The following is a 25374-nucleotide window of genomic DNA, read 5'->3' as shown; positions in this document are numbered from 1 at the left end:
TTAATAAGATTAATAGGATAGAAATTGTCAGGGCTTGTGAAAGAAATCATCTTTTCACAGGCCCTGTTTCATAGCTTTTATCTTTTATAAAATGTCTGAATGGATTCCAGGCGGGAAGACATATTGGCAAGCATGGCGTCTGCGACCGCTAAAGCTGCCATAGCCTCCACAACTACCACCGCTCTGGGGACGATCACGGGATCGTGCCGCCCTTTGACTGTCAGAGTAGTATTTTCCATATTGCGGGTGACAGTCTGCTGTGGTTTGGAAATAGAAGCTGTCGGCTTTACTGCTGCCCGGAGAATGATCTGGCTGCCGTCGCTGATGCCGCCCAGGATGCCGCCGGCGTGGTTGCTCTTCTTGGACAGACGGCCATTTTCGCAGTAGAAGGGGTCGTTATTCTGGCTTCCAAGGAGAAGGGAAGAGGCAAAGCCTTCTCCAATCTCTACACCCTTGACAGCGCCGATGGACATGACTGCTTTCGCAAGAGAGGCATCCAGCTTTTCAAAGACCGGATCGCCAATTCCGGCAGGAACCCCGTCAATCAGGCATTCGATGGTTCCGCCGGAGGAGTCCAGTTCCTTTATACAGCTTTCCAGGTATTCCGATGCCTTTTTGGCCCATTCCATGCTTGGCATATACAGGCTGTTCTGGAAAATACAGGAAAGATCGGTCTCGTCCTCGGGGATGCAAAAGGCACCGATAGACCGGGTGTATGCAGTCAGCCGGATCCCCAGGGAGGCCAGCAGCTTTGAGGCAATGGCCCCGGCAGCCACGCGCCCGATGGTCTCCCGGCCGGAGGAACGCCCGCCGCCCCTGTAATCGCGGAAACCATATTTGGCATCATAGGTATAGTCAGCATGTCCGGGACGGTAAGTGTCCATGACATTGCTATAGTCTCTGGAACGCTGGTCGTGATTATAGATCATGACCGAAATGGGGGTTCCCGTTGTAAAGCCTTCGAAAACACCAGAGAGAATCTGTACTTTATCGTCTTCCTGTCTGGCGGTAGAGTAACGGCTCTGGCCAGGTTTCCGCCGGTTCAGATAAGGCTGGATATCCTTTGCCGAGAGAGGAAGACCGGCAGGACATCCGTCGATAACGGCGCCGATGGCGGGACCGTGGGATTCTCCCCAGGTTGTGACGGTGAATAATCTTCCAAATGTTGATCCAGACATAATCGTTCAAGCTCCTTTTCTAAAAGATGTAATCCAATGACATCTATTATATAGAAAAGACGGGGAACCTGCAATCATAAAGTCTTCAAAAAAACTTCACTTTTTTTTGTGATTTTATGCTGTACTTTTAAATATATGCATATTATAATAGGAGAGTATGAATATTATGGGCATATTTTATTTGCCGGATGTGATATAAAGAGGAGTAAGGATAATGAGTAAGAATGACAAAAGGGCAGAGGAGATCATGGAAGAAACCATGAATGAGATCATGGACGATCTGGATCAGACAGATGCCTTTGACGAAGACGACTTTGAAGACGAAGACGACTTTGAAGACGAAGACGACTTCGAAGACGAAGATGACTTTGAAGACGAAGACGACTTCGAAGATGAAGAGGATTTTGGAGACGACACTTTCTCAGACGAAGAATTTTATGACGAAGGCGATGAGATGGAGGAGGATCCCAGCATGGCAGAGTTTATCGACGAGGAGACGCCGGAAGAAGAGGCGGATGAGTTAGAACCATCCGGCGCAGATGAGGACGAAGCGGATGCAGAAGAACAGGATCCGGAAAAAGCCGAGAAAAAGAAAAGACGAAAAAAGAAAGCGCTGATTGTGATCGGAAGTATTCTGGGCGTGCTGATTCTTGTATATGTAGGCTTTGCTATATATTTTAACAGCCATTTCATGTTTAATACCAGGATTAACGGGACTAATTTTTCCCTGCAGAGCGTCAGTCAGGTGGAAAAGTATATGGAACAGCAGGTAGAAGACTATGTGCTGACACTGGAGGAGTCTGACGGCGGTACGGAGACAATTTCCGGCAGCGACATTGCGCTGGAATATGTACCGGGAGACGAGCTGGCCAAGCTGGCAGAAAACCAGAACAAGCTGCTGTGGATCACATCCCTGTGGGATGCGCCGGAGATTGAGGCGAAGGTAGGCGTGGAGTATGACGAGGAAGCGCTGAATGAACAGATTGCAGGCCTTCAGTGCCTGGCAGAGGAGAATCAGACAGCGTCTGTTGACGCACATCCGGAGTTCCAGACCGATAAGTTTGTTGTCGTGGATGAAGTGGTCGGTACACAGATCGACACAGAGAAATTTAATGAAGCAGTAAATGCGGCTATCAATGGATTTCAGTCTACACTGGATCTGACAGAGGCCGGGTGTTATATTCTTCCGAGATTCACGGCAGAATCTGAGGAGGTGCAGACAGCGGCTGATACCATGAACAGTTATCTGGGGGCGAATGTTACATATGACTTCAGCCCTTATACAGAGGTTGTGGATGCATCTGTCATTTCTCAGTGGGTGACGGTGGATGCAGATATGAATGTTACATTCAGCCAGGATGCCGTAAAGGCATATATCCAGTCACTGGCAGACAAATATAATACAAAAGGCAAGGCTCGCACGATCACTACCGCAACCGGAAATCAGGCGACGGTAGAGGGCGGAAGCTACGGATGGCAGATCGATCAGGAGGCGGAGTACAATGCGCTGATCGCCAACATCCAGAATGCGGAAACTGTGACCAGGGAACCGAGCTATGCCAGCCGGGGAGCAAGCCATGAGGGAAATGACTATGGCAGCACTTATGCGGAGGTAGATCTGACGAATCAGATGATATATTTTGTACAGAACGGACAGGTAGTTCTTTCCTCAGCATGTGTAACGGGAAATCCGAATAATGGGAACGGCACGCCGCAGGGAGTCTATTCGCTGGCGTACAAAGCGCTGGATCAGACTCTGCGGGGAGAAAAGCGCCCGGACGGATCCTACGAGTATGAAACCCCGGTTAAATACTGGATGCCATTCAATGGAGGGATCGGATTCCATGACGCTACATGGCAGTCGTCCTTCGGAGGCTCCCGCTATCTGACCAACGGCTCTCACGGCTGTATTAACCTGCCGTATGACGTGGCCGGGCAGCTTTATAATCTGATCTCGGCAGGAACGCCGGTGGTATGCCATTACTAAAAGGGGAAGCTATGTATCAATTACTGAAGAAAGACGGAAAAGCAAAAAGAGGAAGATTTACTACGGTACACGGGGTCGTTGAGACCCCTGTATTTATGAATGTGGGAACTGTGGCCGCTATCAAGGGTGCGGTCTCTACAGATGATCTTAGGGGGATCAAGACTCAGATCGAATTGTCCAATACGTATCATCTTCACGTAAGGCCGGGAGATCAGGTGATCCGGAAGCTGGGAGGGCTTCATAAATTTATGGCCTGGGATAAGCCGATCCTGACAGATTCCGGAGGATTCCAGGTGTTTTCCCTGGCGGGCTTAAGAAAGATCAAAGAAGAGGGCGTTTATTTTCATTCTCATATTGATGGAAAGAAAATTTTCATGGGCCCGGAGGAGAGTATGCAGATCCAGTCTAATCTGGCGTCTACCATAGCGATGGCCTTTGATGAATGTCCCTCCAGTGTGGCGGACAGAGAATATATGGAGCGCTCTGTGGAGCGTACGTCAAGGTGGCTTGTGCGGTGCAAAAAGGAGATGGAAAGACTCAACAGCCTTCCGGATACGATCAACCGGAAGCAGATGCTGTTTGGCATCAATCAGGGTGGTGTTTATGAAGACATCCGTATCCGCCATGCCCGGCAGATCGCAGAGCTCGATCTGGACGGTTATGCCATTGGAGGGCTGGCTGTAGGAGAGTCTCATGAGGATATGTACAGGATCCTGGATGCAGTAGTGCCGTATCTGCCGGAAACAAAGCCGACTTACCTGATGGGTGTGGGAACGCCGGTAAATATTCTGGAAGCCGTGGACAGGGGCGTAGACTTTTTTGACTGTGTGTACCCCAGCAGGAACGGACGGCATGGCCATGTCTATACAAATCATGGGAAACTGAATCTTTTTAACGCAAAGTATGAGCTGGACGACAGACCGATCGAAGAAGGATGTCGGTGTCCGGCCTGCCGCACTTATTCCAGAGCATATATCCGGCATCTTTTAAAAGCCAAGGAAATGCTGGGGATGCGCCTGTGTGTGCTTCATAATCTGTATTTTTATAATACTATGATGGAAGAAATCCGGGAAGCAATCGAAGCTGGAAATTATCAGGCATATAAAAAGCGGAAAATAGAGGGAATGACAGGCGGAAAATCCTAAAAATTCCATGAATTGCAGGAAATTACTTGAAGAAATGCACATTTTTGTGTATGATAGCAATAGTGTTTATAGATATTAGGAGGAATTATTATGTACGCATTAGCATCACAGAACTCCGGCGGAAGCTGGGTATTGCTGATCCTGGTATATGCAGTGATCTTTGCAGGCTTCTGGTTTATTTTTATCAGACCACAGAGAAAAGAGCAGAAAAGAGTTCAGGCTATGATCTCCGAAATGGAAGTGGGAGATACCGTGCTGACGACCAGCGGATTTTACGGTGTTATCATTGACATCAGTGATGATGACATCATTGTAGAGTTCGGCAGCAACCGAAATTGCCGGATTCCAATGCAGAAGGCAGCGGTTGCCCAGGTAGAAAAGGCAGCAGCAGAATAGATAAGCAGAAAATGAGACGCTTCGGGATTGCAAGTGCAGGATCCCGGAGCGTTTTTGCGTACAGATAAGGAAGATCTTTCCTGTTTCTTGTACTAAATTCCATACATAGAGGAGAATGATAACTATTATCAAAATAAACCTTGATGTTTGAATACCGTGATGATATACTGACCTTGCTAAAAGGAAAAGACACAGGAAAGGAGAAACAGGAAATGGCACAGTTTGAACAGTGGGCAGGATTCAGGGGAGAAAACTGGAGGAAATCTGTTGATGTCCGCAATTTTATCCAGGAAAACTATACCATGTATGATGGAGATGAATCCTTCCTGGAGGAGCCGACAGAGGCAACAAATCTTTTATGGGGAAAGCTTCAGGAGCTGCAGCAAGAGGAACGTGCAAAAGGCGGCGTTCTGGATATGGAGACAGAAATTGTTTCCGGACTGACCTCCTATGGACCAGGATATATCAGCGAAGAACTAAAGGAGATGGAGCAGGTAGTAGGCCTGCAGACAGACAAGCCTTTAAAACGTGCATTTATGCCGTTCGGAGGCATCAAGATGGCAGAGCAGGCCTGCACAACCTACGGATATCAGCCCAGCGAGAAGCTGCATGAAATATTTACTAAATATCATAAGACGCATAATCAGGGAGTGTTTGATATCTATACACCGGAGATGAAGAAAGCACGCCACAATAAAATCATCACCGGACTTCCGGACACTTACGGAAGAGGGCGTATCGTAGGTGATTACCGGAGAGTGGCACTGTATGGGATTGATTACCTGATCGAGAAGAAACAGTATGATTTTGAACGCTATGCAAGACACGGTATGAAGGGAACGGATTTCCGTCTCCGGGAGGAGATCGCGGATCAGATCCGTGCGCTGAATGAGATGAAAGAGATGGCAGCCATTTATGGCTATGATATCTCCCGCCCGGCGGGGACTGCCAAAGAAGCCGTACAGTGGCTGTATTTTGGCTATCTGGCAGCAATCAAGACTCAGAACGGCGCGGCAATGAGTGTGGGTCGTATTTCTACCTTCCTGGATATCTATATTGAAAGGGATATGAAGGCGGGAACGCTGACAGAAAAAGAAGCACAGGAGCTGATCGACCATCTGGTCATGAAGTTCCGCATGGTAAAATTTGCAAGAATTCCTTCTTATAATGAATTGTTTTCCGGAGATCCGGTATGGGCGACACTGGAGATGGCAGGTCTTGGACAAGATGGCCGTTCCATGGTGACCAAGAATGATTACCGCTTCCTGCATACGTTGGAAAACATGGGCCCGGCTCCGGAACCGAACCTGACAGTACTGTATTCTTCCAGACTGCCGGAGAATTTCAAAAAATATGCGGCAAACATCTCTGTAAAGACCAGCTCCGTGCAGTATGAAAACGATGATGTCATGCGTCCGGTATGGGGGGATGATTATTCCATCTGCTGCTGTGTATCTGCGACACAGACCGGAAAAGAGATCCAGTTCTTCGGCGCAAGGGCGAATCTTGCCAAATGCCTGCTCTATGCGATCAATGGCGGTGTTGATGAAAAATCCAGGGTACAGGTAGGGCCGACTTACCGTCCGATCACCTCGGAATATCTGGATTTTGATGAGGTTATGCAGCGCTATGATGATATGATGGAGTGGCTGAGCAAGCTGTATGTGGACACCCTGAATATGATCCACTACATGCATGACAAATATTACTATGAAGCGGCAGAGATGGCTTTGATTGATACGGATGTGAGACGGACCTTCGCTACCGGTATCGCAGGATTCTCCCACGTGGTGGATTCACTGAGCGCCATCAAATATGCAAAGGTAAAACCGGTCCGCGATGAGGACGGCCTGGCTGTGGACTTTGAGATCGAGGGTGATTTCCCGAGATATGGAAATGACGACGACCGGGCGGATGATCTTGCGATCTGGCTCCTTAAGACCTTTATGCATAAGCTGAGCAAGTGCCACACCTACCGGAATTCCGAGCCTACCACATCTATCCTGACCATTACCTCCAACGTGGTATATGGAAAGGCTACCGGATCTCTTCCGGACGGCAGAAAGGGAGGAGAGCCTTTGGCACCGGGAGCAAATCCGTCCTACGGTGCGGAAAAGAGCGGACTTCTGGCTTCGCTGAACTCAGTGGCCAAGCTGCCTTATGAGCTGGCGTTAGATGGAATCTCAAACACGCAGACCATCAGCCCCGGAGCGCTGGGACACAGTGACGAGGAGCGCAGTGAAAATCTGGTGCATATCATGGACGGCTACTTTGACAAGGGCGCACATCATCTGAATGTGAATGTCTTTGGAACCGAAAAACTGATCGATGCCATGGAGCATCCGGAAAAACCTGAGTACGCCAACTTTACGATCCGTGTATCCGGCTATGCGGTAAAATTCATTGACCTGACAAGGGAGCAGCAGCTGGATGTGATCGCAAGAACCTGCCACGACAGGATGTAAACAAAGTATCAATTTTATATAAAGGAGCAAAAGACATGACAAAAGGGTATATTCATTCCCTGGAAAGCTTTGGCTCTGTAGACGGACCGGGAGTACGGTATGTGATTTTTACTGCTGGCTGCGCCATGAGATGCCAGTTCTGCCACAATCCGGACACCTGGAAAATGCAGTCGGGAACGCTGTATACAGCAGACGAACTGATCGAGAAGGCATTGAGATACCGCTCTTACTGGGGAAGTAAGGGCGGTATTACCGTAAGTGGGGGAGAACCCCTTCTGCAGATGGATTTTCTGACAGAGCTGTTCCAGAGGGCAAAAGAAGAAGGGATCCATACGACACTAGATACCAGCGGGAATCCGTTTACCAGAGAAGAACCTTTTTTTGAAAAATTTAAGACTTTGATGGACGTGACCGATTTAGTGATGCTGGATATCAAACAGATTGACGATCAGGCTCACAGACAGTTGACAGGATGTACAAATCAGAATATTCTGGAGATGGCAGAATATTTATCAGAAATTGAAAAGCCGGTCTGGATCCGCCATGTGCTGGTGCCGGGAGGCAGTGATAAAGATGAATATTTATACCGTTTGCGGGATTTTATCCGGACGCTTCGAAATGTGGAGCGGGTGGAGGTGCTTCCCTACCACACGCTGGGCGTTTATAAATGGAAGGAACTGGGCATGGAGTATCCACTTGAAGGCATTGATCCGCCTTCGAAGGAACGGGTGGAAAATGCCTGCCGGATCCTGGAAACTGATAAACACGGAAAATCCTGAGATGATGAGGAAATAAAAGAAAGAGGTGGGCGTATGATTAATTATTCAGAAGACCCGGATCGTCTGTATCACATTCAGACAGCCAAGGGAGAAGTAGGACGTTATGTGATCCTTCCCGGAGACCCGGGAAGATGCGAAAAGATCGCGGCTTATCTGGATGAGCCGAAGCTGATCGCGAAAAACCGGGAGTATGTGACCTATACCGGCTGCCTGGACGGGGAAAAGGTTAGTGTGACCTCCACGGGGATCGGTGGGCCGTCGGCTGCGATCGCTATGGAAGAGCTGGTACAGTGCGGCGCTGATACCTTCCTGCGTGTGGGAACCAGCGGCGGGATGCAGCTGGATGTGAAAAGCGGCGATATCGTGGTGGCAACAGGAGCCATCCGGATGGAAGGGACCAGTAAGGAGTATGCGCCCATCGAATATCCGGCGGTGGCGGATTTTGCCGTAACGGATGCGCTGATCCGCGGTGCAAAAAAGCTAGATGCAGTCTGTCATGTGGGAGTGGTGCAGTGCAAGGATTCCTTTTATGGGCAGCACACTCCCGAGACAAAGCCTGTGGGTTATGAGCTTCTGAATAAATGGGACGCCTGGGTGAAATGCGGCTGCCTGGCCTCGGAAATGGAGTCGGCGGCGCTGTTCATCGTGGGGAGCACACTCAGAGTCCGGGTGGGCACGGTTTTACTGGTGGTAGCGAACCAGGAGCGGGCAAAGAAGAATCTTCCAAACCCGGTAGTCCACGACACGGACCTTCCGATCCGCACAGCCATCGAGGCTGTCCGGATCCTGATTCAGGACGACAAGAAGGAGGGGCGAAAAGATGAATAAACTTCCGATACCGGAAATGATCCGAAGGGCCTTTTCGGCCCTTCCTTTTGCATATGCGCCTTATTCTCATTTTAAGGTGGGGGCAGCACTTCTTACAGAGGATGGAGAGGTTTATACCGGATGTAATATTGAGAATGCCGCGTTCGGGCCGGGAAACTGCGCGGAGCGCACAGCTATTTTCAAGGCGGTGAGCGAGGGAAAGCGAGATTTTCTTGCTATCTGTATCGTGAATGAGAATCAGGATGGCGGCCATGATTTCTGCCCGCCCTGCGGAGTATGCAGGCAGGTAATGGCGGAGTTCTGCGACCCGGAAACATTTCAGATCATTCTGGCAAAAAGCCCAGAATATTATAAGATTTATACACTGGCAGAGCTTTTCCCCGAGGGATTTGGTCCAGGTTACCTAAAAAACGAATAAGCAATTTAGCCAATTAAAGTCTTGAAACATGCATAAAAATGCGATAATATAAATGTTATAGATTTTTTAGGAAGGGTGTAGAGGATGAATCTGAAGATTGGAATTATCAAGGGGGACGGTATCGGACCGGAGATCGTGTCCGAAGCACAGAAGGTCCTGAATAAAGTTGCAGAAAAGTATGGGCATCAGTGCCAGTACACCGACCTGCTCTTAGGCGGAGCATCCATTGACGTGCACGGCGTGCCGCTGACGGATGAGACGGTGGCTGAGGCAAAGAAATGTGACGCGGTACTGATGGGATCGATCGGCGGAGATGCCAAGACCTCGCCGTGGTACCAGTTAGAACCATCAAAACGTCCGGAGGCAGGACTTTTAAGGATCCGAAAGGAATTGAATCTGTTTGCTAACCTGCGGCCCGCAGTCCTGTATGATGAACTGAAAGGAGCCTGTCCGTTAAAGGAGTCCATCACAGAAGGTGGCTTTGACATGATGATCATGCGGGAGTTGACCGGAGGACTGTATTTCGGAGAACGGAAAACCGTGGAAGAAAACGGAGTCATGACAGCATATGACTCACTTACATATAATGAGAATGAGATCCGCAGGATCGCAAAGCGGGCGTTTGATATTGCGATGAAGCGGCGGAAAAAAGTGACCAGCGTGGATAAGGCAAATGTGCTGGATGCTTCCAGGCTTTGGAGAAAAGTCGTGGAGGAAGTGGCGAAAGAGTATCCGGAAGTGACGCTGGAGCATATGCTGGTAGATAACTGTGCCATGCAGTTAGTTAAAGACCCGAAGCAGTTCGACGTGATCCTTACAGAAAACATGTTTGGAGACATTTTGTCCGATGAGGCCAGCATGGTGACCGGTTCCATCGGGATGCTGGCAAGCGCAAGTTTAAACGAGACAAAGTTCGGCCTCTACGAGCCAAGCGGCGGTTCGGCGCCGGACATCGCAGGAAAAGGCATAGCAAATCCTATCGCCACCATCCTGTCGGCAGCCATGATGCTGCGGTTCAGCTTTGATCTCGACAAAGAAGCAGACGCCATCGAAAACGCAGTGGCAGAAGTATTGAAAAAAGGCTATCGGACTATCGACATTATGTCCGAAGGCAAAGAGCAGATCGGCACCGCGAAGATGGGCGATCTGATCGCAAGTTACATATAGGGACAGGGTAAAATGCAAAAAGGGACACCCTGATTGGCGATTGGGGACGTACCCCTTTTGCAAAGGGGTACGTCCCCAAGGAGGTAGTGATATGAGAAGTGATAGAGTTACAAAGGGAAAACAGCAGGCGCCGCACCGTTCTTTATTTAACGCGCTGGGACTTACGAAGGAGGAGATGGAGCGTCCTCTGGTAGGTATTGTAAGCTCTTATAATGAGATCGTGCCGGGACACATGAACCTGGATAAGATCGTGAATGCGGTAAAGCAGGGGGTTGCCATGGCGGGCGGTACGCCGATCGTATTTCCGGCTATTGCGGTCTGTGACGGGATTGCAATGGGGCACATCGGCATGAAATATTCTTTGGTGACCAGAGACCTGATCGCTGACTCTACAGAGGCTATGGCTATGGCGCACCAGTTTGACGCACTGGTGATGGTGCCGAACTGTGACAAGAACGTACCGGGGCTTTTGATGGCGGCAGCGAGAATCAATGTGCCGACTATTTTCGTCAGCGGCGGACCGATGCTGGCCGGCCGTGTAAAGGGAAAGAAGACCAGTCTTTCCAGTATGTTTGAGGCGGTCGGTGCCAATGCGGCCGGAAAGATCACCGACGAAGAGTTATGCGAATTTGAAAATAATACCTGTCCGACCTGCGGTTCCTGCTCCGGCATGTATACGGCCAACAGCATGAACTGCCTGACGGAAGTGCTGGGTATGGGACTTCGGGGTAATGGAACTATCCCGGCGGTATATTCCGCAAGGATCCGCCTGGCAAAGGAAGCGGGTATGAAGGTGATGGAACTGTGGGAGAAAAACATCTGCCCGAGAGATATCATGACAAAAGAGGCCATCTTAAATGCGCTGACGGTGGATATGGCGCTTGGATGCTCTACCAACAGTATGCTGCACCTTCCGGCTATCGCACATGAGGTGGGCATGGATTTTGAGATTGACTTTGCCAATGGAATCAGCGAAAAGACCCCGAACCTCTGTCATCTGGCGCCGGCCGGTCCGACTTATATCGAAGATCTTAATGAAGCCGGCGGCGTATATGCAGTTATGGCAGAGCTTAATAAAAAGGGTCTTCTGCATACCGAATGTATGACCGTGACCGGAAAAACCGTAGGCGAAAATATTGCGGGGGCAGTCAATAAGGATCCGGAAGTGATCCGGCCGATCGACAATCCTTATACACCGACAGGCGGCCTGGCTGTGCTGAAGGGTAACCTGGCTCCGGACGGAAGCGTGGTAAAACGTTCTGCTGTGGTAGACGAGATGCTGGTGCATGAAGGACCGGCCAGAGTCTTTGACTGCGAGGAGGATGCCATTGAAGCTATCAAGGGCGGAAAGATCAATCCGGGCGATGTAGTCGTGATCCGCTATGAAGGGCCAAAAGGAGGCCCGGGCATGAGGGAAATGTTAAATCCAACCTCCGCGATCGCAGGTATGGGCCTTGGCTCCAGCGTGGCACTGATCACAGACGGACGGTTCAGCGGAGCGTCCAGGGGAGCTTCCATTGGACACGTATCACCGGAAGCAGCAGTGGGCGGACCAATCGCACTGGTAGAAGAAGGAGATATCATCAAGATCGATATTCCGAGTCTTTCTCTGGAACTAGATGTATCCGAGGAAGAACTGGCAAAGAGAAAAGAGAACTGGCAGCCAAGAGAACCAAAGGTGACCACCGGGTACCTGGCACGCTATGCGGCAATGGTAACATCCGGAAACCGCGGCGCGATCCTGGAGGTGCCGGGAAATAAATAAGGAATATCGTAAGAACAGGAGTAGATAAGGTATGCAGTTGACAGGAGCAGAAATTGTAATAGAATGTCTGAAGGAACAGGGTGTGGATACCGTGTTCGGATATCCGGGAGGATCTATCCTGAATGTATATGACGAGCTGTATAAGCATCAGGATGAGATCCGCCATATCCTGACTTCTCATGAACAGGGAGCATCCCACGCGGCGGACGGATACGCAAGAGCCACGGGAAAAGTGGGCGTATGCCTGGCCACCAGCGGACCGGGAGCTACCAATCTGGTGACGGGGATTGCCACCGCATATATGGATTCCATCCCTATCGTAGCCATTACCTGTAACGTAGGCGTTTCCCTGCTGGGAAAAGACAGCTTCCAGGAAGTGGATATTACCGGAATCACACAACCGATCACCAAGCATAATTTTATTGTAAAGGATGTAGAACAGCTGGCGGATACGATCCGCAAAGCATTTGTGATAGCAAAGAAGGACCGTCCTGGTCCGGTGCTGGTGGATATCCCTAAGGATGTCACCTCCAATAAGGCAGAATACCAGCGGCAGGAGATTCAGCCGGTGTATTCGGGAAAAGATATCTGCGAGGAGGATATCGAGACTGCAATAAAACTGATCAAAGAATCTGAAAAACCGTATATTTTTGTGGGCGGCGGCGCAGTGCTCTCAGGAGCCAGCGAAGAACTTTATACTTTCGTGAAGAAGGTGGATGCTCCGGTTACAGATTCTCTGATGGGAAAAGGAGCCTTTCCGGGAACAGACCCCTTATACACAGGGATGCTCGGGATGCACGGCACCAAAACATCCAATTATGGAGTCAGCGAATGTGATCTTTTGATCGTGGTGGGAGCGAGATTTAGCGACCGTGTAACCGGAAATGCAAAGAAATTTGCGAAAAATGCAAAGATCCTCCAGTTCGATATTGATGTGGCGGAGATGAATAAAAATGTGCTGATCACGGAAGGCGTTGTGGGAGATATCAAAGAAATCCTCAAGATCCTAAACAGCAGACTGGATCAGCAGGAGCACAAATCCTGGATCCGGAGGATCAGCGAATATAAGGAGAAATATCCTCTGACCTACCATCCGGAACTGCTGACCGGCCCTTATGTAGTGGAAGAGATCTATCGCCAGACAAAAGGTGACGCCCTGATCGTGACCGAGGTGGGGCAGCATCAGATGTGGGCGGCTCAGTATTATAAATATACAAAGCCAAGAACACTTCTGACATCAGGCGGACTTGGAACTATGGGATATGGCCTGGGCGCGGCCCTTGGCGCCAAGACGGGACGCCCGGAAAAAACAGTCGTAAACATTGCAGGAGACGGGTGCTTCCGTATGAACATGAATGAAATCGCAACAGCGGCCCGCTACCAGATTCCGGTTATTCAGGTCGTGGTCAACAATCACGTGCTGGGCATGGTGCGCCAGTGGCAGAACCTTTTCTATGGCGGCCGGTATTCCGCAACGGTGCTGAACGATTCTGTGGATTTTGTAAAACTTGCAGAAGCCATGGGTGCAGCCGGAATACGTGTATCCACAAGAGAAGAGTTTAAAGAAGCGTTTGCAAAGGCGCTTTCTATGAACGGGCCGGTGGTGATCGACTGTCAGATCGACAGTGATGATAAGGTATGGCCGATGGTAGCGCCCGGCGCTGCGATCAGCGAGGCCTTTGATGAAAAGGATCTGAATGAAAAAGAGGCAGACGCATAAGCGTCCGGCAAAAAAAGGAACAGCATAAAACAATTGCAGAAAGGCAGGAACGATGATGAGCAGAGTGTACAATTTTTCAGCGGGTCCGGCAGTTTTGCCGGAGGCAGTGTTACAGGAAGCAGCAGACGAGATGTTAGACTATCAGGGAACCGGTATGTCCGTGATGGAGATGAGTCACCGGTCAGAATCGTTCCAGCAGATTCTTGATACCGCGGAGGCGGACTTACGTGAGCTGATGAACATTCCGGAGAATTATAAGGTTCTATTTCTGCAGGGAGGGGCTTCTCTTCAGTTTGCCATGATCCCGATGAATCTGATGAAAAACCGGACAGCAGACTTTATCCTGACCGGACAGTGGTCAAAGAAGGCCTGGAAAGAGGCGGGAAAGTACGGGAAAGCAAATGTGATCGCCTCCTCGGAGGACCGGACATTTTCCTATATTCCCGACTGTTCAGATCTCCCGGTATCTAAGGATGCAGATTATGTATATATCTGTGAAAATAATACGATATATGGAACAAAGTTCAAAGAACTTCCCAATACCAAGGGAAAAACCCTGGTGGCGGACGTATCCTCCTGTTTCCTTTCGGAACCGGTGGATGTGAGCAAATATGGCATCATATACGGCGGCGTCCAGAAAAATATCGGCCCTGCAGGCGTGGTAATCGTGATCATCCGGGAGGATCTGATCACAGAAGATGTACTTCCAGGAACCCCCACAATGATGCAGTACAAAACACATGCAGATGCAGGATCTCTTTATAATACTCCGCCGGCGTACGGAATCTATATCTGTGGCAAGGTCTTTAAGTGGCTTAAGAAGCAGGGAGGCCTGACAGCCATGAAAGCGCATAATGAAAAGAAGGCACAGATTCTTTATGACTACCTGGATCAGAGCAGTATGTTCAGGGGAACCGTGGTTCCGGAAGACCGTTCTCTGATGAATGTACCCTTTGTGACGGGGGACAGGGAACTGGATGCCAGGTTTATCAGAGAAGCTGCAGGGGCCGGATTTGTTAATTTGAAAGGCCATCGTACGGTGGGTGGGATGCGCGCAAGTATCTACAATGCTATGCCGATCTCCGGTGTAAAAGCACTGACGGAATTTATGCAAAAATTTGAAGAGGAGAATCGATAGCCATGTATCAGTATCATTGTTTAAATCAGATCTCAGAAGAAGGAATCCGGGAATTTACGGAAGAATATGCGCCGGTAAGCCGTGCGGAAGAAGCAGACGCGATCCTGGTAAGGAGCGCTGCCATGCATGAGATGGAATTTGGAAATAAATTAAAAGCAGTAGCAAGAGCGGGCGCCGGGGTCAATAATATCCCGCTGGACCGATGTGCGGAGAAAGGAATCGTAGTCTTTAATACGCCAGGAGCCAATGCAAACGGCGTCAAGGAGCTGGTGATCGCCGGAATGCTCCTTGCCTCCCGGGATATTATCGGCGGGATCAACTGGGTCCAGGAAAATGAAGAGGACGGAAACATTGCAAAGGATACAGAAAAGGCAAAGAAAGCCTTTGCGGGCTGTGAGCTGGAAGGAAAGAAGCTGGGAGTCATCGGTCTTGGCGCCATTGGCGTTCTGGTAGCAAATGCGGCTGTCAGCTTAGGAATGGATGTCTATGGCTTTGACCCCTTTGTGTCTGTTGATTCAGCCTGGAGGCTGAACCGCAGTATTCACCATGCCAAGACGGCAGATGAAATATATAAGGAATGTGATTATATTACCATTCACGTTCCGGCCAATGAGAGCACAAAAGGTATGATCGACGGCAATGCTATCAGCCTGATGAAAAAGGGTGTTGTTCTTTTGAATTTTGCACGGGATGTGCTGGTAGAGGAAGAAGCTGTGATCGATGCTCTGGTGTCCGGACAGGTAAAGCATTATGTGACAGACTTTCCCACACCGGTGATCGCAGGAGTCAAAGGAGCTATTGTAATCCCGCATCTGGGAGCGTCTACCGAGGAATCAGAAGATAATTGTGCCCGTATGGCCGCAAGACAGATACGCAATTACCTGGAGCATGGAAATATTAAAAACTCCGTGAATTATCCGGACTGTGATATGGGGCTTAAGGGGAAAAATATCAGAATCCTTCTTCTACACCACAATATTCCAAACATGCTGGGACAGTTTACCAAGATCCTTGCAGAGGATAATATTAATATTGCGGATCTTTCCAATAAAAGCAAAGGCGGCTATGCCTACACGATGATCGATATTGATTCAGAGATTACACTGGAAGCCGTAGAAGAGTTAAGAGCGGTAAAGGATGTACTGAAAGTACGCGTGATCAAATAATGAAGCAAAAAAAGATCAAGGACTGCAGATGATGTCTGGCCCTTGATCTTTTGTCTTTTAAAAATGTTTTCCGGAGGCTAAAACGGGATTCCCGCTCGGTGCTTTTCCAGCAGTGAGTGAATCCGGTCTGTCGGGTCGAGCACATTGCCGATAGTAATATCATGGTTAAATGCGTCAATGATGAGGGCAATGAATTTACTCATATCAGCCGCGACAAAATAAGGTTTTTCAAGTGCTTCCGGCGGAAGATAAGTCAGGTTAGTGGTGATGACTCTGTCAATGTAGCCGGCATTGTAGTAGTCGTCAAATTTATCAAATCCATCGGTGAAGAGACCGAATGTGGTGCATACAAAGACCCGTCCGGCTCCCCGCTCCTTGATCTGCCGTGCTACATCCAGCATACTTTCTCCGGAAGAGATCATATCATCCACGATGATCACATTCTTGCCGCGGATGTCGTCGCCAAGGAATTCGTGCGCCACGATGGGGTTTTTGCCTCCGATGACGGTGGAGTAGTCGCGGCGCTTATAGAACATACCCATATCCACGCCAAGGACATTGGAAAAGTAGACGGCACGATGCATGGCACCTTCATCCGGACTTACGATCATCAGGTGTTCCTTGTCTACTTTAAGATCCGGCTCCGCACGGAGCAGGGCTTTCATAAACTGATACGGCGGATTAAAGTTATCGAAGCCGTGAAGCGGAATAGAATTCTGCACCCTCGGGTCATGGGCATCAAAAGTAATGATGTTGCTGACACCCATATCAGCCAGTTCCTGGAGAGCCAGTGCACAGTCAAGAGACTCTCGTTTTGTACGTTTGTGCTGACGGCTTTCGTACAGGAACGGCATGATCACATTCAGCCGGTGAGCCTTTCCGTTAGCAGCAGAAATAATACGCTTCAAATCCTGATAGTGGTCATCCGGAGACATATGATTCAGATGGCCGTTGACAGTATAGGTCAGACTGTAGTTGCAGACGTCTACCATGACAAAGAGATCCTTGCCGCGGATGGTCTCATCCAGCAGTCCTTTCGCCTCGCCGCTTCCAAAGCGGGGGCAATGGCAGCTGATCAGATAGTTGTCCGACTGGTAATTGCAGAAAAGAGGGGAATCCAGAGATTCCTTGCGGGTATCTTTACGGAACTGGACAATGTAGTTGTTCACCTTTTGTCCCAGTTCTTTGCAGGAATCCAGCGCGGCTATTTTTAACGGTGCTACCGGAAGCGCCTTTTCCATTAATTCGATGTTCGACATAATTTTCTCCTATCTGTAAAATTCATTCTACTATAACATTTATATCACCTTTTCCATAAAAAGGTCAACTACTGATTGGACTAATCTGGCCTGGTAGGGTATAATAGGAAGGTAAAAGACAAAAGCTGGGGGAAATATATGAAGCAGGAATTAAAAAAGCATGAACATAAAATACGGTCGGTAGCGCCGGGAAGTATTGCCGAAGAACTGGGCGTGGAGCCGGGAGACAAGCTCCTGGAGGTCAATGGAAACGTAGTGGAGGATGTATTTGACTATCATTTCTTCATCCATGATGAAGAAGTAGTCCTGCTGATTGAAAAGCCGGACGGAGAAGAGTGGGAGCTTGAGATTGAAAAAGAGTATGACGAGGATCTGGGGATTGAATTTGAACAGGGCCTGATGGATGAGTATCGGTCCTGCCGCAATCACTGCATGTTCTGCTTTATTGATCAGATGCCAAAGGGGATGAGGGAAACCCTTTATTTTAAGGATGACGACTCCCGCCTTTCCTTTTTGCAGGGCAATTATGTGACACTGACAAATATGAGCGATCATGATATTGACAGGATCTTAAGATATCATCTGGAACCCATCAACGTGTCGATTCATACGACCAACCCGGAGCTTCGGTGCAAGATGCTCCATAACCGGTTTGCAGGAGAGGCGCTGAAAAAAATAGACAGGCTCTCAGAGGGCGGGATCATGATGAATGGACAGATCGTACTCTGCAAAGGAATCAATGACGGCGAGGAACTGGAGCGGAGTATCCGTGATATGAGCCGGTATCTGCCGCAGCTTCAGAGTGTGTCCGTGGTTCCGGTGGGCCTTACAAAATACAGAGAGGGACTCTATCCTCTGGAACCATTTACCAGAGAGGATGCAAAGAAGGTGCTGGAGACGATCCACCGCTGGCAGGAATACTTCTATGAGAAATTCGGCACACATTTTATCCATGCCGGAGACGAGTGGTATATCCTGGCTGGTGAAGAACTGCCGGAAGAAGGACGGTACGATGGGTACCTGCAGCTGGAAAACGGAGTGGGGATGCTGCGCCTTTTAAAAGAAGAGTTTCAGGAGGCTTATGAAAAGCTGGAAGGAGACGAAGATACCCGGGAAGTTTCCATCGCCACGGGATATCTGGCATATCCTTATATTTGCGAAATGGCGGAGAAAATCACAGATAAATGTCCGAATGTCAGGGCTTATGTTTATCCGATCCGCAATGACTTTTTTGGAGAGCTGATCACCGTGTCCGGGCTTGTCACCGGGCAGGATCTGATCAGCCAGCTTAAGGAGAAAGAGCTGGGAGAAGTTCTTCTGCTTCCCTGCAACATGTTCCGCAGCGAGGAGGACGTATTTCTGGATGATGTAACACTGGCGGAACTTGGAGAGACTTTACAAGTGCGGACAGATATTGTAAAATCAAGCGGACAAGATCTGATAGAAGCAATTACAGGAAAGAAGCTGGATACAGGAGGTTGTAATGAGTAAACCAGTGGTGGCCGTAGTAGGACGGCCGAATGTAGGAAAATCAACATTATTTAATGTGCTGGCAGGAGAAATGATTTCCATCGTAAAGGATACGCCGGGAGTAACAAGAGACCGGATCTATGCGGACGTCTCCTGGCTGGATAAAGAATTTACCCTGATCGATACCGGCGGAATCGAGCCGGACAGCAGGGACGTGATCCTCTCCCAGATGCGGGAACAGGCTCAGATCGCCATCGACACGGCGGATGTGATCATTTTCATTACAGATGTGCGCCAGGGGCTGCAGGATGCGGATTCCAAGGTGGCGGACATGCTGAGACGTTCCGGGAAACCGGTGGTGCTGGTGGTCAATAAGGTGGATAATTTTGAAAAGTTTATGCCGGATGTATACGAGTTCTATAATCTGGGAATCGGGGATCCGGTGCCGATCTCGGCAGCTTCCCGTCTGGGTATCGGAGATATGCTGGATGTGGTGGCATCCTATTTCCCGGAACATCAGGCAGAAGAGGCAGAGGATGACCGGCCAAGGATCGCTATCGTAGGAAAGCCGAACGTGGGCAAATCTTCAATCGTAAACAAGCTTTTGGGAGAGCAGAGAGTGATTGTTTCCGATGTGGCAGGTACCACCAGAGATGCCATTGATACCGAGATCGTCCACAATGGAAAGGAATATGTATTTATTGATACAGCCGGCCTCAGGCGGAAGAATAAAATCAAAGAGGAACTGGAGCGTTACAGCATCATCCGTACTGTCACGGCAGTGGAGCGGGCCGATGTGGTCCTGATGGTGATCGACGCCGTGGAGGGCGTGACAGAGCAGGATGCCAAGATCGCCGGTATTGCCCATGAACGCGGGAAAGGCATTATCATCGTTGTGAATAAGTGGGATGCTATTGAGAAGAATGACCGTACCATGCGTGAGTATGAGCAGGAGGTGCGCCGGATCCTTTCCTTCATGCCGTATGCAGAAATCATGTATGTGTCTGCACTGACCGGGCAGCGCCTGATCAAGCTCTATGATATGATCGACATGGTGATTGAAAATCAGACCATGCGTGTGGCGACCGGTGTGCTCAATGAGATCATGACAGAAGCGGTAGCCATGCAGCAGCCCCCGTCCGATAAGGGCAAGCGGCTGAAGCTTTACTATATCACGCAGGTATCAGTCAAACCGCCGACCTTTGTGATCTTTGTAAACGACAGAGAGCTGATGCATTTTTCATATACCAGATATCTGGAAAATAAGATCCGGGAGGCCTTTGGATTCCGGGGCACATCTTTGAAATTTTTTATACGGGAGAGAAAGGAAAAAGACCGGCCATGATAGAACGTGTTTTATGCCTGCTGATCGGGTACATATTCGGCCTGTTTCAGACAGGATATATCTACGGAAAGTTTAAGCATATCGATATAAGGAACCAGGGAAGCGGCAATGCCGGGACTACCAATGCACTTAGGGTGCTGGGATGGCAGGCCGGACTTATCACCTTCCTTGGAGATGCTTTCAAATGTATATTTGCTGTGATCGCCGTACGGCTGATCTTTGGCGGGATGCATCCGGAGCTTGCGCCTCTGTATGCTATGTATGCCGGCATGGGAGCCGTGTTCGGTCACAATTACCCATTCTATATGAAGTTTAAGGGCGGCAAGGGGATCGCAACCACAGCAGGCCTTCTGGCCAGTACACTGCCGCTTCCCATGGTGCTTGTCTGCCTTGCGGCATTTCTCATAGTCGTGGGCCTTACACGCTATGTGTCTGTGGGGTCTTTGGTGGTGGTTACCATCTATCTGATCGAGATCGTATTTTACGGGCAGCAGGGAGGTTTTGGAGTGCCGGAAGGTGCTCTCCTTGAGATGTATGCCATCGCCGCACTTCTGCTGGCATCCGCATTTTTTAAGCACCGGGCAAATATTAAGCGCTTATTATCCGGCACCGAAAATAAATTAAGCGTCGGAAAGAAAAAATAAAAGAGAAAGGGAAGAGTTACTATGGCAAATGTAGGAATCATGGGAGCAGGAAGCTGGGGAACTGCTCTGGCGCTGCTGCTCCACAAAAACGGGCACCAGGTGACTGTATGGTCCATCAGTGAAGAAGAAGTGGAGATGCTTTCCACAAAAAGAGAGCATGTAAGCAAGCTTCCCGGAGTAAAGATCCCGGAGGATATGGTATTTACTTCGGACCTGGAAGCGGCAGTAAAAGGGAGGGACTTTATCGTCCTGGCGGTACCGTCTCCGTTTACCAGAAGCACGGCTCGGAAGATGAATCCTTATATTCCGGAGAAGCAGATCATTGTGGATGTTGCAAAGGGAATAGAGGAGGACACTCTGATGACCCTGTCACAGCAGATCGAGCAGGAGATTCCGCAGGCAGATGTAGCGGTATTGTCAGGGCCAAGCCATGCAGAAGAGGTAGGACGAGGACTTCCAACCAGTGTGGTTATCGGTGCAAAGACAAAAAAGACGGCGGAATATCTGCAGAATATGTTTATGAATGAAGTGTTCCGCGTCTATACCAGCCCGGACATCCTGGGGATGGAGCTGGGCGGTTCTTTAAAAAATGTAATCGCTTTGGCGGCCGGTATTGCAGATGGTCTTGGCTATGGAGACAATACAAAAGCAGCCCTGATCACGAGAGGGATTGCAGAGATCGCAAGGCTTGGCGTGAAGGCGGGAGGAAAGCTGGAAAGCTTTACCGGGCTTACCGGGATCGGAGATCTGATCGTTACCTGTGCCAGCGTGCACAGCCGGAACCGGAAGGCAGGCTACCTGATCGGACAGGGGATGTCCATGCAGGAGGCTATGGACGAGGTGAAGATGGTAGTAGAAGGCGTATATTCCACGAAGGCAGCTGTGAAGATGGGAGAGAAATACGGTGTGTCTCTTCCGATCATAGGGCAGGTAAACCAGGTGCTGTTTGAAAACAAGAACCCCGGAGAGGCCGTAAAAGACCTGATGCTGCGGGACAGCAAGCCGGAGATCTCATCTCTGACCTGGGAAGAGTAGAAAAGGAAAAAGAAGAGTTCTAAAAGGATTTCCCCCTTGCATAGACTGTTACAAGTACAGCAAGGGGGTATTTGTATGGACACAGATCAGTTGTATCAAGATATACAGGCCAGGACTGGCGGAGAGATCTACATAGGTGTGGTGGGGCCTGTGAGGACAGGAAAATCCACGTTTATCAAGCGGTTCATGGAGCTTCTTGTGCTTCCGCAGATGGAGGAGGAGCATGGGAAGCAAAGGGCAAGAGATGAGCTGCCTCAGTCGGCATCCGGAAGGACGGTTATGACAACAGAACCGAAATTTGTGCCTAAGGATGCGGCTAAGATCCGGCTGTCGGAGGATATTGCCGTAAGCGTCCGTCTGATCGACTGTGTGGGATATATGGTAGAGGGAGCTTCCGGCCATATTGAAGGCGGGGAAGAACGGCTGGTGAAAACGCCCTGGTTTGACCATGAAATCCCGTTTACCAGGGCAGCCGGAATCGGAACCAGAAAAGTGATCCATGATCATGCGACTATCGGAATTGTTATTACCACAGACGGGAGCATAACGGACATACCAAGAAGCAATTACCGGACGGCAGAAAAGCAGACGATTCAGGAGCTTCAGAGCATTGGCAAGCCTTTTGTGGTACTGGTCAATTCCAAGAAACCCTATGGGGACGAAGCAAGGCAGACAGCAAGGGGGCTTCAGGAGGAATATCATGTGACTGCCATTCCGGTAAATTGTGAGCAGCTTAAAGAGGAAGATATTCACAAAATCCTGGAGGCTGTCTTGTATGAGTTCCCGGTATCCGAGATTCAGTTTTTTATTCCAAAGTGGGTGGAAATGCTTCCGTCCGATCACAGGATCAAGCAGGATCTTCTGCAGCAGGCGTCCGGGATCCTGGAGGCTGTCAGCGAGATCAAGGATGCAGCGTCACTTCCTCTTGACACAGAGAGCCCTTATATTTCGGGGATCCGGCTGGATCATATTGAGATGAACACCGGCCGCGTGGCAGTACGCATCGAAATTCATGAGTCCCACTATTATGAGATGCTCAGTGAGATGACAGGAATCCCGATTACCGGACAGTATGAGCTGATTTCAGCGATGAAGCAGCTTTCTGAATCCAGAGAAGAGTATGAGGAGATCAAAGATGCGTTTCTGTCTGTGAAAATGAAAGGTTACGGCGTGGTAAGCCCAAGGAAAGAGGAAATCCATCTGGATGACCCTCAGGTCATCCGTCAGGGCAACAAATATGGAGTGAAGATCCATTCGGAGGCTCCGTCCATCCATCTGATCCGGGCAAATATTGAGACAGAGATCGCCCCTATCGTAGGAAATGAACAGCAGGCCCAGGATCTGATCCGTTACCTGGGAGAAGCAAAGGACAGTGAAGAGGGCATCTGGGGAACGAATATATTCGGCAAATCCGTGGAGGATCTGGTAATGGACGGTATGAGAAACAAAATGGCTATGATCAATGAAGCCAGCCAGGAGAAGCTTCAGGATACTATGCAGAAAATCGTAAACGACAGCAACGGCGGTCTGGTGTGCATCATTATCTGACGAATTTTTATTGCAATCCTGAGCTAAAAGAGGTAATATTTAATTTAGCAGTATACGAATCAGAGAATTAGATGGAGGTACGTAGGATATGAAGGTTGCGATCATTACGGCGAACACAGATATATACAGAGAAAGAGAAGAAAACGAAAGCGGGGAGATTATCCGGGATATGGTAACAGAGGCCGGACTGGAGATCGTATTTATGCGGGCTCTTCCTACAGACCGGAAGGTGCTGTCTACGGTTATGCAGCGGATGGTGGATAATCACCTGACAGATATGATACTTGTCACCGGAGGTTCCGGATGCGGGCCGCAGGACTGCACGCCGGAGGCGACAAGAGACGTGATCGACAGAGAGGTTCCGGGGATTGGAGAAGCAATGCGGACTCATACGATGCAGCTGACTAAACGGTCGATGCTGAACCGCAGTATTGCAGGGATTCGTCAGGATGTTCTGATCGTGAATCTTCCGGGCAAGGCACAGGCTGCAAGAGAAGCGCTCCATTTCCTGATGCCGGAGCTGGTACATGCGGTCAAGGTCATCAAAGGAGACATCTAGGATGCTGGTAAAGATCTATACAGACGGAGCAGCCAGAGGTAACCCGGATGGGCCGGGTGGGTACGGAACCGTGCTGGAATATGTAGACGGAAAAGGGAATCTTCACACCAAGGAAATATCGCAGGGGTATCGTAAGACAACAAATAACCGGATGGAGCTGATGGCAGTCATCGCCGGTCTGGAAGCGCTGAACCGTCCCTGCCAGGTGGAGGTTTATTCTGATTCTAAATATGTAGTGGATGCATTTAACCAGCACTGGATCGACAGCTGGCTTAAAAAGGGATGGAAGCGGGGCAAGAATGAACCCGTCAAGAACACAGACCTTTGGAAACGGCTGTTAGGTGCAAAAGATCCCCATCAGGTATCCTTTTACTGGGTAAAAGGCCATGACGGCCATCCGCAGAACGAGCGCTGCGACGAACTTGCAACGACAGCAGCGGATGGAGATTCTTTGATCGAAGACGAGGGCCTTAACGAAAATTAGGTAAAACAGACAAACAGATAATCAGAAATAGAAAATAGTATACAGGAAAAACGCAAGTAAGACAGGTAATCGCATCTGCAGGTGCCGAAAGGTTGCAGATGAGGAAAGTCCGGGCTTCACAGGGCAGGATGCCGGATAACGTCCGGTGGAGGCGACTCCAAGGAAAGTGCAACAGAAATGAACCGCCTTCTTCCTGAGAAGGTAAGGGTGGAAGGGCAGTGTAAGAGACTACCGCCTCTCTGGCAACAGAGGGGGCACATGTAAACCCCATCCGAAGCAAGACCGGATAAAGACAATGTGGCGGCCCGTCACGTCTTAGGTTGGTCGCTTGAGCCCATCGGCAACGATGGGCCTGGATAGATGATTACCCAACGACATAACCCGGCTTATCGTCTTGCTTGCTTTTTTTATTTTGAACTTTTTTTCTTCCGGCGCATCGGCCCGTCATATTTCTCTTCGCAGTATTTGCAGCGATAAATCTCTTTTTCCGGATCCGTCAGCACGAAAACGTGATCCAGCTGCTGCTCAATAGAAGTAATGCATCTGGGGTTCTTACACCGGATCACATTGGTAATCCGGGAAGGAAGATGCAGGCTTTTCTTTGCAACAATCTCGGAATCTTTGATAATATTGACGGTGATATTGTGATCAATAAATCCAAGAATATCCAGATCCATAAAGTCAATGGGACATTCAATTTTCATGATGTCTTTCTTACCCATCTTGCTGCTCTTGGCATTTTTGATAATAGCCACGCAGCAGTCCAGTTTATCCAGGTGCAGATATTTATAGATATCCATGCTTCTTCCGGCCTGGATGTGGTCCAGCACAAAGCCTTCCTCGATCCGTCCGACGGTCAGAGTGTTATTTACCATAAT

22 protein-coding genes and 1 other RNA gene are annotated in these 25374 nt (G+C 49.4%); 20 read left to right on the top strand and 3 right to left on the bottom strand.

Annotated elements, in window-relative coordinates:
- Positions 1-77: 77 nt before the first annotated feature.
- Positions 78-1178: a chorismate synthase gene (gene aroC, locus BKD12_RS10950; RefSeq protein ID WP_070089344.1), complete on the bottom strand. Its 1101-nt coding sequence runs from the start codon at positions 1176-1178 to the stop codon at positions 78-80.
- Between the two features lie 214 nt (positions 1179-1392).
- Here aroC and BKD12_RS10945 point away from each other — a divergent pair, with 214 nt between their 5' ends.
- The 12 genes from BKD12_RS10945 to BKD12_RS10890 all read left to right on the top strand — a co-directional run bounded on the left by BKD12_RS10945 (position 1393) and on the right by BKD12_RS10890 (position 16152).
- On the top strand, positions 1393-3165 hold the full coding sequence (locus tag BKD12_RS10945; RefSeq protein WP_070089343.1) for a L,D-transpeptidase family protein: 1773 nt from the start codon (positions 1393-1395) through the stop codon (positions 3163-3165).
- Between the two features lie 11 nt (positions 3166-3176).
- Complete coding sequence (tgt, locus tag BKD12_RS10940; RefSeq protein ID WP_070089342.1) at positions 3177-4310, top strand: tRNA guanosine(34) transglycosylase Tgt; 1134 nt, start codon at positions 3177-3179, stop codon at positions 4308-4310.
- A 90-nt stretch (positions 4311-4400) separates the two neighbouring features.
- A complete protein-coding gene (gene yajC / locus BKD12_RS10935) occupies positions 4401-4706 on the top strand; it encodes a preprotein translocase subunit YajC (protein WP_070089341.1) in 306 nt (101 codons plus the stop codon).
- 212 nt (positions 4707-4918) lie between these two features.
- Positions 4919-7171, top strand: a complete 2253-nt coding sequence (gene pflB / locus BKD12_RS10930) for a formate C-acetyltransferase (protein WP_070089497.1) — start codon at positions 4919-4921, stop codon at positions 7169-7171.
- A gap of 35 nt (positions 7172-7206) precedes the next feature.
- The gene (pflA, locus tag BKD12_RS10925) at positions 7207-7950 is read left to right on the top strand and encodes a pyruvate formate-lyase-activating protein (protein ID WP_070089340.1); all 744 of its coding nucleotides are present in this window, start codon (positions 7207-7209) and stop codon (positions 7948-7950) included.
- Positions 7951-7983: 33 nt separating this feature from the next.
- Complete coding sequence (gene udp / locus BKD12_RS10920; RefSeq protein ID WP_070089339.1) at positions 7984-8778, top strand: uridine phosphorylase; 795 nt, start codon at positions 7984-7986, stop codon at positions 8776-8778.
- Complete coding sequence (locus tag BKD12_RS10915; protein ID WP_070089338.1) at positions 8771-9196, top strand: cytidine deaminase; 426 nt, start codon at positions 8771-8773, stop codon at positions 9194-9196. The genes udp and BKD12_RS10915 overlap by 8 nt, the downstream gene beginning before the upstream one ends.
- A gap of 84 nt (positions 9197-9280) precedes the next feature.
- On the top strand, positions 9281-10363 hold the full coding sequence (gene leuB, locus BKD12_RS10910; protein ID WP_070089337.1) for a 3-isopropylmalate dehydrogenase: 1083 nt from the start codon (positions 9281-9283) through the stop codon (positions 10361-10363).
- Positions 10364-10454: 91 nt separating this feature from the next.
- Entirely contained in the window at positions 10455-12128 is a 1674-nt protein-coding gene (ilvD, locus tag BKD12_RS10905) for a dihydroxy-acid dehydratase (protein ID WP_070089336.1), read from the top strand.
- 31 nt (positions 12129-12159) lie between these two features.
- Positions 12160-13848: a biosynthetic-type acetolactate synthase large subunit gene (gene ilvB, locus BKD12_RS10900; protein WP_070089335.1), complete on the top strand. Its 1689-nt coding sequence runs from the start codon at positions 12160-12162 to the stop codon at positions 13846-13848.
- A 55-nt stretch (positions 13849-13903) separates the two neighbouring features.
- On the top strand, positions 13904-14986 hold the full coding sequence (gene serC, locus BKD12_RS10895) for a 3-phosphoserine/phosphohydroxythreonine transaminase (RefSeq protein WP_070089334.1): 1083 nt from the start codon (positions 13904-13906) through the stop codon (positions 14984-14986).
- Between the two features lie 2 nt (positions 14987-14988).
- Entirely contained in the window at positions 14989-16152 is a 1164-nt protein-coding gene (locus BKD12_RS10890; protein ID WP_070089333.1) for a phosphoglycerate dehydrogenase, read from the top strand.
- 77 nt (positions 16153-16229) lie between these two features.
- Here BKD12_RS10890 and BKD12_RS10885 read toward each other — a convergent pair whose 3' ends face one another.
- Positions 16230-17411, bottom strand: a complete 1182-nt coding sequence (locus tag BKD12_RS10885) for a ribose-phosphate pyrophosphokinase (RefSeq protein WP_070089332.1) — start codon at positions 17409-17411, stop codon at positions 16230-16232.
- Positions 17412-17549: 138 nt separating this feature from the next.
- On the opposite strand from BKD12_RS10885, the gene BKD12_RS10880 reads away from it, so the two are divergent.
- The 8 genes from BKD12_RS10880 (at position 17550) to rnpB (ending at position 24901) form a co-directional block, all read left to right on the top strand.
- Positions 17550-18902, top strand: a complete 1353-nt coding sequence (locus BKD12_RS10880) for a DUF512 domain-containing protein (RefSeq protein ID WP_070089331.1) — start codon at positions 17550-17552, stop codon at positions 18900-18902.
- Positions 18895-20226, top strand: a complete 1332-nt coding sequence (der, locus tag BKD12_RS10875; RefSeq protein ID WP_070089330.1) for a ribosome biogenesis GTPase Der — start codon at positions 18895-18897, stop codon at positions 20224-20226. The genes BKD12_RS10880 and der overlap by 8 nt, the downstream gene beginning before the upstream one ends.
- A complete protein-coding gene (plsY, locus tag BKD12_RS10870) occupies positions 20226-20870 on the top strand; it encodes a glycerol-3-phosphate 1-O-acyltransferase PlsY (protein WP_070089496.1) in 645 nt (214 codons plus the stop codon). The genes der and plsY overlap by 1 nt, the downstream gene beginning before the upstream one ends.
- 21 nt (positions 20871-20891) lie before the next feature.
- Positions 20892-21905 carry an NAD(P)H-dependent glycerol-3-phosphate dehydrogenase gene (locus BKD12_RS10865; protein ID WP_070089329.1) on the top strand — a complete coding sequence of 338 codons (1014 nt, stop codon included), beginning with the start codon at positions 20892-20894 and terminating at the stop codon, positions 21903-21905.
- Between the two features lie 75 nt (positions 21906-21980).
- Positions 21981-23453: a stage IV sporulation protein A gene (gene spoIVA, locus BKD12_RS10860; RefSeq protein WP_070089328.1), complete on the top strand. Its 1473-nt coding sequence runs from the start codon at positions 21981-21983 to the stop codon at positions 23451-23453.
- A gap of 88 nt (positions 23454-23541) precedes the next feature.
- Positions 23542-24012: a MogA/MoaB family molybdenum cofactor biosynthesis protein gene (locus BKD12_RS10855; RefSeq protein ID WP_070089327.1), complete on the top strand. Its 471-nt coding sequence runs from the start codon at positions 23542-23544 to the stop codon at positions 24010-24012.
- A 1-nt stretch (position 24013) separates the two neighbouring features.
- Positions 24014-24496: a ribonuclease HI gene (gene rnhA, locus BKD12_RS10850; protein ID WP_070089326.1), complete on the top strand. Its 483-nt coding sequence runs from the start codon at positions 24014-24016 to the stop codon at positions 24494-24496.
- Between the two features lie 53 nt (positions 24497-24549).
- An RNA gene (gene rnpB, locus BKD12_RS10845) (RNase P RNA component class A) lies at positions 24550-24901 on the top strand.
- Between the two features lie 2 nt (positions 24902-24903).
- Here the strand turns inward: rnpB and BKD12_RS10840 are convergent.
- Entirely contained in the window at positions 24904-25371 is a 468-nt protein-coding gene (locus tag BKD12_RS10840) for an aspartate carbamoyltransferase regulatory subunit (protein ID WP_070089325.1), read from the bottom strand.
- Between the last annotated feature and the right edge of the window lie 3 nt (positions 25372-25374).

It is taken from the genome of Merdimonas faecis, assembly GCF_001754075.1.
In the GTDB taxonomy this organism is placed as follows: domain Bacteria; phylum Bacillota; class Clostridia; order Lachnospirales; family Lachnospiraceae; genus Merdimonas; species Merdimonas faecis.
The sequence above is the reverse complement of the archived record's forward strand: the minus strand, read 5'-3'. Positions and strand labels throughout refer to the sequence as shown.